This window comes from Pumilibacter muris, assembly GCF_943193045.1.
Taxonomy (GTDB): Bacteria; Bacillota; Clostridia; order Christensenellales; family Pumilibacteraceae; genus Pumilibacter; species Pumilibacter muris.
In genome coordinates this window covers 208,106-220,726 of the sequence record NZ_CALPCN010000004.1, presented here as the reverse complement: position 1 = coordinate 220,726, position 12,621 = coordinate 208,106, and the positions used below count along the sequence as shown (strand labels likewise).

General features: G+C 46.1%; 12 protein-coding genes. 1 reads left to right on the top strand and 11 read right to left on the bottom strand.

Going from position 1 to position 12,621, the window contains the following annotated elements; genetic code table 11:
• Window positions 1-149 precede the first annotated feature (149 nt).
• From NFR62_RS06785 to spoVG, 7 genes are all read right to left on the bottom strand, one after another.
• Entirely contained in the window at window positions 150-359 is a 210-nt protein-coding gene (locus NFR62_RS06785) for a BrnA antitoxin family protein (RefSeq protein ID WP_251616490.1), read from the bottom strand.
• Window positions 360-372: 13 nt separating this feature from the next.
• A complete protein-coding gene (locus NFR62_RS10180; RefSeq protein WP_338049899.1) occupies window positions 373-474 on the bottom strand; it encodes a BrnT family toxin in 102 nt (33 codons plus the stop codon).
• A gap of 13 nt (window positions 475-487) precedes the next feature.
• Window positions 488-649, bottom strand: coding sequence for a BrnT family toxin (locus NFR62_RS10175; RefSeq protein WP_338049898.1), 162 nt, complete (start codon window positions 647-649; stop codon window positions 488-490).
• A 92-nt stretch (window positions 650-741) separates the two neighbouring features.
• On the bottom strand, window positions 742-1,404 hold the full coding sequence (locus NFR62_RS06775; protein ID WP_251616487.1) for a hypothetical protein: 663 nt from the start codon (window positions 1,402-1,404) through the stop codon (window positions 742-744).
• A gap of 10 nt (window positions 1,405-1,414) precedes the next feature.
• On the bottom strand, window positions 1,415-2,599 hold the full coding sequence (locus NFR62_RS06770) for a hypothetical protein (protein ID WP_251616484.1): 1,185 nt from the start codon (window positions 2,597-2,599) through the stop codon (window positions 1,415-1,417).
• A gap of 57 nt (window positions 2,600-2,656) precedes the next feature.
• Window positions 2,657-3,184 carry an RNA polymerase sigma factor gene (locus NFR62_RS06765; protein ID WP_251616481.1) on the bottom strand — a complete coding sequence of 176 codons (528 nt, stop codon included), beginning with the start codon at window positions 3,182-3,184 and terminating at the stop codon, window positions 2,657-2,659.
• 248 nt (window positions 3,185-3,432) lie between these two features.
• Window positions 3,433-3,714 (bottom strand): septation regulator SpoVG, encoded by a 282-nt coding sequence (gene spoVG, locus NFR62_RS06760; protein WP_251616478.1) that lies wholly within the window; start codon window positions 3,712-3,714, stop codon window positions 3,433-3,435.
• 255 nt (window positions 3,715-3,969) lie between these two features.
• Here spoVG and NFR62_RS06755 point away from each other — a divergent pair, with 255 nt between their 5' ends.
• Complete coding sequence (locus NFR62_RS06755) at window positions 3,970-5,238, top strand: UDP-N-acetylmuramate--L-alanine ligase (RefSeq protein ID WP_251616465.1); 1,269 nt, start codon at window positions 3,970-3,972, stop codon at window positions 5,236-5,238.
• 438 nt (window positions 5,239-5,676) lie between these two features.
• Here NFR62_RS06755 and hprK read toward each other — a convergent pair whose 3' ends face one another.
• From hprK to NFR62_RS06735, 4 genes are read right to left on the bottom strand one after another with little or no spacing between them, the layout of a single operon-like run.
• Window positions 5,677-6,672: an HPr(Ser) kinase/phosphatase gene (gene hprK / locus NFR62_RS06750; protein WP_251616463.1), complete on the bottom strand. Its 996-nt coding sequence runs from the start codon at window positions 6,670-6,672 to the stop codon at window positions 5,677-5,679.
• A gap of 38 nt (window positions 6,673-6,710) precedes the next feature.
• Window positions 6,711-7,523: an HAD family hydrolase gene (locus NFR62_RS06745; protein WP_251616461.1), complete on the bottom strand. Its 813-nt coding sequence runs from the start codon at window positions 7,521-7,523 to the stop codon at window positions 6,711-6,713.
• Window positions 7,524-7,546: 23 nt separating this feature from the next.
• On the bottom strand, window positions 7,547-8,647 hold the full coding sequence (gene recF / locus NFR62_RS06740; RefSeq protein ID WP_251616459.1) for a DNA replication/repair protein RecF: 1,101 nt from the start codon (window positions 8,645-8,647) through the stop codon (window positions 7,547-7,549).
• Between the two features lie 51 nt (window positions 8,648-8,698).
• Window positions 8,699-12,448, bottom strand: coding sequence for a hypothetical protein (locus NFR62_RS06735; RefSeq protein WP_251616457.1), 3,750 nt, complete (start codon window positions 12,446-12,448; stop codon window positions 8,699-8,701).
• Window positions 12,449-12,621: the final 173 nt, after the last annotated feature.

The window sequence follows — 12,621 nt, the reverse complement described above, 5'->3', positions numbered from 1 at the left end:
AGCCGTAGGCGAGTATAACCCGAAGGTCGTAGTGTAACTTCGCTTCGCTCCGTGAATCCGCCTACGGCGCATTGACGAGTCCTACTCCCGCAACCACTAAAAAAGAACGCTTTGCGGCGTTCTTTTTCTATAACCCGAAATTCCGCACATTATTTCCACGCCAAAGATAATTGCTTATTGTTTTTTACGCAATCCGCCAAATATAAGTTAATAAGCATTTGATACGGTATGCCCGAATTTTCAGACATAGACTTAAAATACGCAACCGTTTCGGTATCGATATTGATTGTGATTTGCTGTTTTAATTTTCCCGTATACGGATTTTTTCTTGCATTCGTAAAATCGTATTCTTCTTTCATTGTTTTTACTCTCCTATTTTATATATTGTTTTGCTTCGTTCTTAGTTGCCTTTCTTGCCGATATTATTCGTATAACAGTCTCGTTTTCTCGATAACAATGGCACACAACAAGCATATTCGCCCTATTGCTAAATTATAAAACGTTCTTCGTCTTTGGAATGTTCGGGGTCGTCTATTAAAAGAGCTTCTTCGTCATAGAAAACAGTTTGAGCTTCTTCAAACGATATACCGTGCTTTTTCTTGTTGGTAACGTTTTTGTTTTCGTCCCACTGAAAAACTATTTCACTCATAATTATATTATAATTATATTATCGTTATTTGTCAAGAGTTCTATGCAATTTTGAGCAAACAAAAAGCCGTCGGTAATACCGACGGCTTTCGATTATGCTTTCATATCATTCATTATAATTGTTATGTCTTCGGGATAAGGGGACGAATAGCGGAAGTAGTAAGTTCGGTTATTATATTCGCACATGGCTAAGGCGGTATTATCTTCGGGGAAAATCAAATATTTAAACTCGAATAAATCGTTCGAAGCGCTATTCGGTAAGTAGCTATAAGAATCGGCTTCCGAATATTTATAATCGGGGTCTATTAAAGCAGTTAGTTGCAATTCGCCGTCAGATAATTGATACGTTATAGTTATGCTAACTATTTTATTTAATGAATTGTTTTTTGTAATATATGCATCTGATATATTGTGCCCCGTAGAATATAAAAGAATATCATATTCCTCCATGATTTGTTCATAAGAAACTTTCTCTTCTGTATATTTAAAGTCCGAACCATAAAGAGTATCCCCCTCAGGCTTATGGAAAAAAGAAAAGCAGAGCAGCGCCACGCATACCAAAACCGCAGCCGCAACCGAAGAAAAAACGGGAACAAGATAGCGACGCCGAGTTGTCTGTTTTTTGTTTTGCCGCTCGGCAAATATTTGCGCATACTGTTTGTTGAGCGCTTTAAGCGAGTCGGGCACAGGCTCTTCGATTAGCTCGTCGTCTCTCGCTACCAAGTCTAACTTTTCTTTAATAAACTTATCGTCCATACCTATTCCTTTAATAAATATCTACTGCAATCGCATGGTCTATTTTCATATTGTCGTTAAGTCTCATATATCCTATTTTAGGTGACAATGCGGAAGAAACGGATACATAATTGTCTATACGGAAAATAACGTTGTTCGCGTTATAGTATTCTACTTGTCTATACCCGTAACCCGTCATTACATGAGTTGAAGTGTAATAGTGCATAAGAACTCTATCCGTATTATTATAACCCAACGGTCCCGTCGTCAAATTAAAAGTATTTAAGAAAAACACAACGGGTTGAGCTTCCGCAATTTTGCTTTTAAAAGCCGAATAATCAAAACTTGAGCCCGACATTACGCTTGTGTAGCTAACCGAATATCCGTTTCTGTTTACATACTTTTGAAGTCCCTCTTTATAGCTTGAAAAAGTCACGCCGTTACTTGCGCTCATATCCGAATAAAGCGTGCTTTCTATAAGCGTATTGATTTCAGTATCTTGCGGATAATAACGCACTCTGTTATTTAAAATATAAGTTGTGCTGTAATCGGGAACAAGGTTAGGAAAAAAATAATCATAGTATCCTATAACGATTGCGCCCGAAGAAGGTCCGCACGAATTTACTTTAGCCGACCCATAACTCGGCAACCCGTTGGGGAAATCATAAGATGAGTTATTGCGCTTTGCATACGCGATTTCTTCATTTACATCGGTAGGGGTAGTGCCTCCGAAGTAATTAAATCTGTCTTTCCCCAACTCGGCGATTTGCTCGGGCGTTAAAACGTTGTTCGAAGTTAAATCGAAGAATTGCCCGTCGCGGTGCTCAAAGTAAGTGAACATAGCTATGTATATTTTCTTGCCCGTCGCGTTTGCAAAGGGAGAATCGCAATCGAAGAACAGTTCGGTTATGTCGTAATATACGTCGCCAAAAGCGTCCTCTTCGCGGAGCATAAGCGCGTAGCCGTTTTCGCCGTTAGCCGAAAAAACGTATTCGAGTCCATTGGGGGTCAGGTCGTGGGAATATGTGGCGTCGGCAACAAAGTTTTCGCCCTCTATATCCATAGCCGCAAGCGTCTGAATTAAATAGTCGGTCGGGTCTTGGTTTGCCGCGCTTTTGGCGTGCGCCACACCCATTGCGGGAACCAACGCCGCGAGCGCGAAGCATAAGCATAGCGCCAAAGAAATGAGCCCTTTTTTAATCGTTTGTGTTTTCATTTTTGCCTCCGTAATTTTGGTACATATATATAGACGTTTTTACGAAGACTTTTTTTACTACTCTTTGTAAAATTTTTCGAAATTTTCTTTTGCACTTCTTAAAATGTGTTGCGCTTTATAGCATTTCACTTTTAAAACCTTAGCTATTTCTTTGCACGGCTTTTCCTCAATAACGTTAAGCATTAACGCTTGATATTCTTCGTTCGAAAGCTTAGCCAAACAGCTGTTAATATGCACACGTTCCACAAAATCGGGTTCGTAACTCTTTCTGTTAATACAACTTTCCAAATCTTTATCCTCTATAATTAAAACCTTTTTATTGTTATACATTATGTCGAGAGCTTTTCTGCGCGCCGTTGTTTTAAGCCAACCTTTGAGCGAATTAGGTTTGTAAATTCTATCTATATTTTCCAACAGCGCTTTGTATGTTTCGGAAACGGCGTTTTGCGCATACATTTTGTCGTGCAAAACTTTAAAAGCTATATTGAAAAGTATCGGACCGACCGCATCTAACAACTCTTCGAACGCATTATCATCTCCCTTTTTTATTCTATTAAAAAGATTTATATAATCGGTTGACTCCATATTGATATTTATTTTAACATGTAAATTAAAAATTTTCAATTATTTACAGGAAAAATTTGGAAAAATGTCTAAATCCCCACAATTGAATGTAAAAAACCTCTCACTTTTATTGCAAGAGGAATTTTCGCATAATTTTTAAATAAAACTTACGTTTTTCGAAAACGGACAATACATTTGCGGCTTTACGTCGCAAAGCATAATCGGGCAAAAATATTAAGCGTAAGTTTTTTGAAGAAAACCGAACTTTTTTATCCCGCTTGCTGTTCCGCCTGCCTTTTGGCTTTTTCGAACTCGGCGAGAATCGTGGTTCTGAGCAATTCGCGCGTTTCGGTGTTTAAAGGATGCACAATATCTTTAAACTCGCCTGTGGGCGTCTTTTTGCTCGGCATTGCAATAAAATAGTCGTCGGAGCCCTCTATTATTTTCACGTCGTGCACAACAAAGCAATCGTCTATCGTTATAGACGCAACTCCTTTCAGTTTACCTTCGTCCGATTTTACCAACCTGATGCGTACTTCCGTTATGTTCATTCCTTTCAACCCCTAAGCTATAAAAAATTATTGTACTGTTAATAGTATACAACATATTTCGGCTTTTTGCAATAGCTTTTTTGCATTTTGTGAAACTTTTTTTACATAAAATGTAATATTTGAACCGTTTTTTCGCGTTTTTTACCGTTAAACCGAATTATTTTAAAGTTTAGCCGCAAGTTTGCAGCACCGCAATAAAACGTTTTAAAAAGGCAAAGAAGTAACTTTTTCGACGCTCGGGAATAAAGTAGGAGTATGAGGATTCATTTTATTGGTTGCGAAGGCGCAAGCATGAAAGTGCTGCGAAAACTTTCGGAAGCGAACGGCGCCCAAACTTCGGGTTCGGACAGCGCGCTTAACGGGCACGACGAAAAATTTGTTTACGGAGCCGACACGGTAGTGTATTCGTCGGCTATTCCGCAAAACAACCCCGAACTTACATATGCGCGCGAACACGGTTTGCAAGTTATGTCGCGCGCCGAATATTTGGGACAAATCAGCTCGCAATATTCTTTAACCGTAGCGGTTGCCGGCAGTCACGGAAAAACGACGACAACCGCAATGCTCGGCTGTATTTTCGCGCCGCACAACCCCACAGTTCATCTCGGCGGAGAATACGGCGGAGAATGCGGGCATGTGGGCGGCAAACGTTTTTTCATAACCGAAGCTTGCGAATACCGCCGAAACTTTTTGCATATTCTTCCCAAAATTTCGGTTGTGCTAAACGTGGAGCTCGACCATACCGACTATTACCGCGACATTGCCGACATAACGAGCGCGTTCGAGGTTTTTTCGCGTAGCGCGCCCGTGCGCATTGTGAACGGCGACGACGAGGCGAGCGCCCCGCTTCGAAAAGGCAAATATATAACGTTCGGGCTTAGCGAGCGTTGCGAGTTTCGCGCCGTAAATATTACGCCGTTTCGCGGCGGAATAGCTTTTTTCGCCACCCGCGCGGGAAAGCCGCTCGGCGAAATACGGCTGAAAGTTATGGGGCGTCACAACGTTTTAAACGCGGTTGCCGCCATTGCCGCATCCGCCGCCGCAGGGCTTCCCTTTTCCGAAATCAAACGCGGCTTGGAAAGCTTTACGGGAGTTGGGCGCAGGCTCGAATATTTGGGAACGTCGGGCAACGCCGACGTGTTTTCGGATTACGCGCACCACCCGCACGAAATACAAAGCATGCTCGAATGTTTGCGCGAGTCGGGATATTCGCGCATTGCGGTTGCGTTCGAACCGCACACATATTCGCGCACCGAGTCGCTTTTAAACGAGTTTGCCGACTCTCTCATGCTTGCCGACGACATTTTGCTTGCCGACGTATACGCCGCGCGCGAGGCGCCGAAAAAAGGAGTCAGCTCGCAGCTGCTGTGCCGCAAGATTTTGGATTGCGGACGCTACGCGCGCTGTTACCCCACCTTTTTCGAACTGAACGAAGCCGCCGCCGCCCTCGCCGAAAAAGCGTCGGTAATAGTTTTTTGCGGCGCCGGCACAATAGACATTGCGGCAAGAAAGTTTACGGAATAATTTGCGGAGAAGGATTATTGCTTGCGCGCAACGGGGCACTCCAGCCTTTTTGAGCGCCAAAAAGGCTTAGGCGAAAAAGCGTGCAGGGGGAACACTTTCGGCTGTGTTCCCCCTTGCAGAGCCCCCTCGCAACGATAAAGGGCTCCGCCCCTTAACCCCTCTTAACGGTTACGGGAATAAAAACCGAAACAAAATAAGAAAACGATTGCGTTCCGAATACTCCAACCTATAAAAGCCATAAAAGGCGCAGCCTTTTTCGTTGCGGGGTGGGGTGTTAAGAGGGGAGGGACACAATCGAAAAGTGTCCCTCCCTCTTATCGTTTTTGCAAGGCTTTTTGCGACCAAAAAGCCGGAAAAATTAAAGTTGCGGTTATGCGCAAAAGTTTCAATAAGAGAAAAAGAATAAAGTCGAACAGTTGCGGCGCGTCGCAACAAAAATCACAACTCTAAAAACAAATCCAAATCGTCGTCTTGGTCGCGGTTGCGCATGCGGCTGTCGAGCTCGGCAAGAGTATCAAAGCCCATGCTTTTAAGGCGGTAGTTACGCGCGGCGGCTTCCAAAATTACGGCAAGGTTTCTGCCCGGTTTTACCGGCACAGTGTGCATAGGAAGTTCCACTTCGAGAATGTTATACGTTTCTTTGGTGTTTCCGAGACGGTCGTATTCCTTTTCTTCGTCCCACGTTTCGAGCTTAATCACAAGGTCGATAGCTTTTGTGAGTTTTACGGCACCCGAACCGTACATTTGCCTAACGTCTATAATCCCTATGCCCCTAAGCTCCATAAAATAGCGAATAACTCCGGGAGCCGAACCTATAAGGTGGTCGGAAACGCGGCGAATACAAACGGCGTCGTCGGCAACAAGGCGGTGTCCGCGTTGAATGAGCTCCAAAGCGGTTTCCGACTTACCTATGCTCGACTTGCCTATTAAAAGAGTGCCTACGCCGTATAAGTCCATTAAAACGCCGTGAATGGTTTGAATGGGCGCAAGCAAACGGTTTAAAAATATGCTCAACTCGTTCATGAACATAGTTGTGCGTTGATTGCTTCTAAGAACGGTGCGGTCGAATTTTCGGGCGCACGCGAGCAATTCCTCGCAAGGGTCGAGCGCCGCGCACACCACCACGCACGGCACGTCGTAGCCGAAAAGACGCTCGCAAGCTCTAAGGCGCGCGGCGGGCGTCATACTGCGCAAATACGCCATTTCCTGCTCTCCGAAAACTTGAACGCGCTCATAGCCGAAATGCTCGTAATAGTCGGCAAGTTGCAATCCCGGTCGGTTTATGTTAAAAGTGGAAAAATGAATAACGTTGCTTTTCCCTTTGTGTAAAACTTCCAAATTGAGTTGATTGCAAAACGCGTCCACACTTAAATCGGTTGCGTGTTCTTCAACCTCGCGGTGCGACACTTTGGTCATTTTTTTGATTTTCGCCATGTTTTTATTCTCCTTTTAAACAGCGGACGCGGCTTAAATTACAATTCGCCCGACACAACTTTTTCTATAACTTTCGCAACTCCGTCGGCGTCGCAATCCGCCGTAACGCAGTCGGCAACGCGCTTCGCCTCGTTCACCGCGTTGCCCATTGCAACGCCCAACCCCGCCGCTTCAATCATTTCCACGTCGTTCAATTCGTCGCCGAGCGCAACGCTCCGCGCGAGGTTTATTCCGAGCGTCTTGCAAACACTTTTCAGCCCGTTGCCTTTGCCCGCCGACTGCGACACCGCTTCTATAAGCATGGGGTGCGACGCGAAACTTTTAACGCCGCGTATTCCCGCAAATTCCGAGAGCATTTTTTCGCGTTCGTTCGGCTCTATTATGGCAAGCGCTTTCAAAATCCGAAAATCGTTCTTTTCGGCAAACTCGCTCGCCTTTCCCACTTCTTCGGGAACAATGCGGTTGTGTTTAAAATAATATTCGTTTCTCTCGTTGAGCGACGGCGCGTAAACTTTATCGGCGGTGTAGAACTGGCACATAAGCCCCATGTTCTCCGCTTTGCGCAAAAACTCAACGGCGCTCTCTTTGGGCATGGGTATTTGATACAACAGTTCGCCGCTTTCGCTATCGCGCGACATAGCGCCCTGACAGCACAGCACCGGGAAAGAGCCGCTCAGCCCGAGCTCGCCGAGCCTAAGCCTTAGCGACGAAAACGCCCGCCCCGACGAAAGTCCGAAAATCCCGCCCAACGCCGTAAACTCTTTAATAGCCTTAACGGTGCGCGGCGAAATGGTGTCGTCCCGCCGCAAAAGAGTGCCGTCGAAATCGCTTATAATCAAATCGTAGTTCATGTGTTGAATTATACTCTATTCCGCTACGGTTTGTCAACGGTAGTAACAGTTCCCGACTTTACCGAAAACAGCGAATATTCGCCGAGCGCCGACTCGATTTCGGCGGGAAGATGAGTGCACGTTATAATCGTTTGATATTTTTTGCTCCGCTCGATTAACTTGCGTTGGCGGCACGGGTCGAGTTCGCTCAAAACGTCGTCGAGCAACAGCGCGGGATATTCGCCGCTTTGAGCGTAGTGCATTTCCATTTCGGAAAGTTTAAGGCTGAGCGCCGCCGTTCGCTGTTGCCCTTGCGAACCGTAGGCGCGCACGTCAACTTCGCCCACTTTAACGGCAATGTCGTCTTTTTGCACTCCGCACGAAGTAAAGCAAAACTGCCTGTCGCGTTCGCGGTTTTTTTTAAGTTCCGCCGCAAAATTTTTTTCGGCTTCCTGCGCGTCGTTACCCTCGAAACCTTCGTATTCGAGGCACAAACTTTCTTTGCCGTCCGACAAAAATTCGTGAGCCTCTTTCGCGTATTTGCTAAGCCGTTCAACGTAGCCGCGTCGGGTTTTGGCGATTTTCGCTCCCTCCGACGCAAGTTGCGCGTCCCACACGTCCAAAACGTCGTCGGTGGCTTTTCCGCTTTTTAAAAGCCTGTTTCTTTGCGCGAGAATTTTGTTGTATCTGCCCAAAAGGTAAAAATACGCTTTACTCATGCGGCAAAGCGCAATGTCCATAAAACGCCGCCTGTCGCCGGGCGCGTCTTTTATAATTCTCATTTCGTCGGGCGAAAAATACACCGCCGCAACAACGCCCATAAGCTCGCCCATGCGCGTTATAGGCATACCGTTAATGGCGACGCGCTTGTTCTCCACGCGGTCTAAAAGAATTTCTACGGTGTTGGAGCCGCCCCTGTCTTCTTGCGTAAGCTTTATTCTGCCCCGCTCGCAACCTTTTTTTATAAGTTCTTTATCGCGCGGTGTGCGCGGCGAACGCCCCACGCTGCAAAGATAAACCGCTTCCAAAAGGTTGGTTTTTCCTTGCGCGTTGTCGCCGCAAAGCACGTTTATGCCGCCGCCGAACTCTACGCGCGTTTGCCCGTAGTTGCGGTAGTCGTTAAGCTCGGCACTTAAAACAATCATATCTTATAAAGTATAGCACAACGCCCGCAATAAATCAAGCGCAATCTTTAATTATGCTTGCGGCAAAAACTCTATATAACCTTTGCCGCCTTCGGGATAAGCGCCGCTCGGAGCCGACGAAAGCGAATGCAGTTCGGCGCCCGAATATGCGGCGAGCGCGGTTTCGCACTTAGCAATTTGCGTCTCGACGTATTGACTAACGTCTATCCCCGCAAGTTCGAACAAAATGTTTTGGCGAGTCTCGTTTAATTCGTTTATGCGGAAATATTCGAAATCGTAGCCGCTCGCGCTCTTAGAAAACAGCACGGTTACGTTCACGTTTTCGGGAAGCGCGTTTTTAAAGTCGCCCGTTCCTATTTGCCTCAATTCGAGCGAGAACGTAAGTTCTACAAAAGTTCCGCTCTCGCCGACAGGCTTTCCGAACCCTTGCAAAAATTCTTTTCTTTCGCCGAGAGTCCCGCTCAAAATATTGAGCTGCGTAAGCGAATAGCCGTTTCCGTCGCCGAGCACGGCGGGGGCAGTATAGCTTATTCCGCCGCCCAAATCAACGTTAAATCCGCCCGCAAGTCCGCGACCGAACGAACGGTCGGTCATAGAAATTTTTGCGTTTTCGAATTTGAAATTAACCGCGTTGTTAAGCGGATTTTCTATTATTTTTTCGGCGTCGTAGTTGTGCTCGGAATTTTCCGAAAGGGCGTTGTTTTTGGCAACGAGCCCTTGAACGGCGGCTTTAACGTCAGCTGCCGACGCGGCGGAGTTTTCGGAAAGCAACGATGTGCGCATGTAGCCGTATACCGAAGCGAGGCGCACGCCGCCGTCTACGAATTCGGTATCGGAGCCGAGCGAGTTTTGCATTGCCGAAATTCTGCCGTATACAACCGCCCCTATGTCGCGCGCGACGACCTCGAAATCAACCGCTTTCGCGCTGTTTTCGTCTTTGTTTTTGTTAAGGCTGTTTAGCATGTTTACGGCGGTGATATAAGTTTCGGCGTCCATGTCGTTAAGCGTTATATCGGTGCGGAAAAACGGCGTATAGCTCGCGTCGGGTTCTTCTTCGCCGAAGTATTCCTCGCCGTTCGATTGATTGTAGTATCCAACCGACGAAAGCTTAACAGTGGCGCGCAAGTAAATTTTATCGGCGGGCAACAGCCTCAGTTCGTCGGCGTTGTTCGAGTCCACGAGCGACGACGAATCGAGTTCGAATACCGCCGTTAAAGTGGGTTCGCTTCCGCCTTTGCTTATTCTCACGCCTTTAACTTTAAGCAAATGAGTGTAAAGCTCGCTTCCCGAATCGGTTTCGCTCTTCATTTTTTCGAGCACGAGCGCGGCAATGTCGCCGTCGGTAAACAACGGGCGAAGCGATTCTTCGGAGGAAGGGTCGTGATACATTCTTTCAAGTTCGAATTTGTCGGAATCGAACTTGTCGGGGCTTAGTATGCCGGCGTCGCCGAAAAGAGAATCGAACGTTTCGTAGTTTCCTTTAATATAGTATTTTCGAGACAGTTCTTCGAGCGAGCTTTTATAATCGGCGGAAAGGCTGACGTTTTTAAGATATTCTTGTTCGAAGTTCGTGCCGTTCACCGCGTCTATGCTTTTTAAAACGTTTTCTATTCCCTGCGCGGTTATGTTCTCGTCGTCTTTAAACAACATGTTTTTAACCGTTTCGAACACGTCGGAAAGCTGAATTGCGGGCGGAAGTTCGGACGGCGTTGCGTCGAGGTCTATTTCCGACGAACAAAGCTTAATCGAAATCACGTCGTTCATTTTGCCGATTGTGTCGCGCATCGGCGTTTCGACCTGCTCCAACAGTTTCTCGGTGTTAAAATCGCTCACAAAAGCCGACACGGTTTTGAGCACAAGTTCGGTTTTTTCTTTATTCAATCCGTTATAAGAAAGAGAGCTATCTAAATATTTAAAATTCTCGTCGGTATTCGGCGTAACGTCCACGTTAAAAGTGACTACCGCGCTGTCTCCCACAAGCCCCGCCACCATAGACGACACGCCCGCGTCTTTCGGCAATAGCGAGCGGACGTCTACCGAAATCGCGGCTTCGAGCATGTTGTGCATAACATGGTTTTCGCTTGTGAGGTAAGTGTAAACGTATTCGAGCTTGGGATTGCACGAGCCAAGCGAACCGCCGCTCGATATTAAATTGTTTATTTGCGTTTGCAAAATGGCGCCGAGCATTCGGCTGTCCACGTTTACCTTTTTGTTTTCTTGTTCGAAAATGCCGTTTAATTTGCTCGAATCGAACAAATCGAGCAATTCGAGTTCTTTCGGCTCACTAAGCGGGTCGCCCAGTCCGAAAAGGTGCATAAGGTCGTCGAACGTAACGTCGTCGGAAAGGTCGGGCGTTCCCATAGTTAAATCGAGCATATATTTTTCAGACAGTTCGCGCATGAAAAGCTCTTTGTAGTCAAGCCATTGCATACCCGCCACCGCGTCGCCCGGATTTTCCGTTTTGATATACACGACTTTGTCGGCAGTCGAGTCGAAATATTGATGAGAATAGTCGTACTGTTCTTTAATCGCGTTGTCGGGGCTGCTCGCAACAAGACCCGAAAGCGTGCCTATAATATCGCTCGCGTTCAAACGCTTTTCTTCGGGTTTAAGTTCTCCGTTCTCCTCGTTGATTTTTCCGAGTTCTATAACCTTTTGGAAAACGTCGAATTCCACAACGCCGTTTTGCGCTTCGGAAAGAGGGAAAACTTCGTTCACGTTTTCGGTTACTTCGCCCATAGAGTCGAGAATAGCGCCCGAAATTTTTTCTTTGGCGTTCAGTTTGCTTCCCGCAGCCGCCGTAACGTTGTCTATGAGTTTATAGGCGCGGTTCATTTTCGCGTCGCTCATATTGTTCAAATACACGGCGTTTTCTATGCTTGCGCCTGTTTCAAGCGGCACTACCACCGTAACATAGAAACGCTTAGGCAAAAACAACTTACTTACAAAGCTGAGGTCTTTGCCCGTTTTTTCCTTTAAGAGCGAATTGGCCACAGCGCGCAAGTTCACCGAAAGCGTTGCGGTGAAAGCCTTAATGTCGGTTTCCGCGCCGTCTTTCACTCCTTTGTGTTCGCCGAATATTATTTGCTCCACGCTTGCAATATCGCTCAATTTTTCAACGTTGAATTCGTCGAGCATTTCGGATATGGCGTCTAACTTTCCAACCGAATTTATCGCTTTGTTCACAGCCGACGCAAGCATTTTGTCGGATATGTGCATAACGTAATCGGAATGTTCGGCGGCATTGTAGCCCGCAAGTCTTACGGCGTCCATATTTTCGCGGACGTAAAGTTCGGTAAGCTCGGTTAAAAATCCGCTCGTATCAAGCCCCGCGCCGAGCGCGCCCGCAGAGCGCGCAAGCAAACTTTCGGAGTCGGAATTTTCGGTTTCTCCTCCCTCTTCCCCGTCTTCTTGTATATTGTCTATAATCGAGGCGATAAGCTTATCCGAACCGAAATCAACGTCGCTTTTCAAAAACAGCTGTTGTTTAAGCTCGGTGTTAAACCGTTTGTAGTCGTTGTCGCCGTAACCGTTGGTTACAATCTTGCTCGGCTTTACCGAACGCAAATCGCGCAATACGCCAAAGCAACTCGATAAGCTCATGTCTATATATTTGCGCGTGAAAAAGTCGGCGGTAAAATATCCCGCGACTCCTATAACCAAAATGAAAACGAGAATCGTAATAAAACAATTCCTACAACCGTGTTTTTTCTTTTTAACGGGAGCTTTTCCGTTTTGCGTTTTTGTCGTTCCTTTTCCGCTCGCAACTATGTTGTCGGTTTGAACAACTTTTTTCGCCATATCACATTCTCCGTAATCGGTGTTTATGCTTTTATTTTACTCCCAACTCGCAATTTCAGTCAATATTTATAAGATTAGATTTTAATTAAATATTGCAAGCGGTATCGGCACAGTCCAAATACCGATTCCGCTTGCTTTACTTATGCGTTTTTTAACATATAATACTATTGTCA

Excerpts from the sequence above, each read along its gene's own strand:
- NFR62_RS06785 (WP_251616490.1), bottom strand. The coding sequence starts at position 359 with ATGAAAGAAGAATACGATTTTACGAATGCAAGAAAAAATCCGTATACG.
- NFR62_RS10180 (WP_338049899.1), bottom strand. The coding sequence starts at position 474 with ATGCTTGTTGTGTGCCATTGTTATCGAGAAAACGAGACTGTTATACGA.
- NFR62_RS10175 (WP_338049898.1), bottom strand. The coding sequence starts at position 649 with ATGAGTGAAATAGTTTTTCAGTGGGACGAAAACAAAAACGTTACCAAC.
- NFR62_RS06775 (WP_251616487.1), bottom strand. The coding sequence starts at position 1,404 with ATGGACGATAAGTTTATTAAAGAAAAGTTAGACTTGGTAGCGAGAGAC.
- NFR62_RS06770 (WP_251616484.1), bottom strand. The coding sequence starts at position 2,599 with ATGAAAACACAAACGATTAAAAAAGGGCTCATTTCTTTGGCGCTATGC.
- NFR62_RS06765 (WP_251616481.1), bottom strand. The coding sequence starts at position 3,184 with ATGGAGTCAACCGATTATATAAATCTTTTTAATAGAATAAAAAAGGGA.
- spoVG (WP_251616478.1), bottom strand. The coding sequence starts at position 3,714 with ATGAACATAACGGAAGTACGCATCAGGTTGGTAAAATCGGACGAAGGT.
- NFR62_RS06755 (WP_251616465.1), top strand. The coding sequence starts at position 3,970 with ATGAGGATTCATTTTATTGGTTGCGAAGGCGCAAGCATGAAAGTGCTG.
- hprK (WP_251616463.1), bottom strand. The coding sequence starts at position 6,672 with ATGGCGAAAATCAAAAAAATGACCAAAGTGTCGCACCGCGAGGTTGAA.
- NFR62_RS06745 (WP_251616461.1), bottom strand. The coding sequence starts at position 7,523 with ATGAACTACGATTTGATTATAAGCGATTTCGACGGCACTCTTTTGCGG.
- recF (WP_251616459.1), bottom strand. The coding sequence starts at position 8,647 with ATGATTGTTTTAAGTGCCGAGCTTAACGACTACCGCAACTACGGGCAA.
- NFR62_RS06735 (WP_251616457.1), bottom strand. The coding sequence starts at position 12,448 with ATGGCGAAAAAAGTTGTTCAAACCGACAACATAGTTGCGAGCGGAAAA.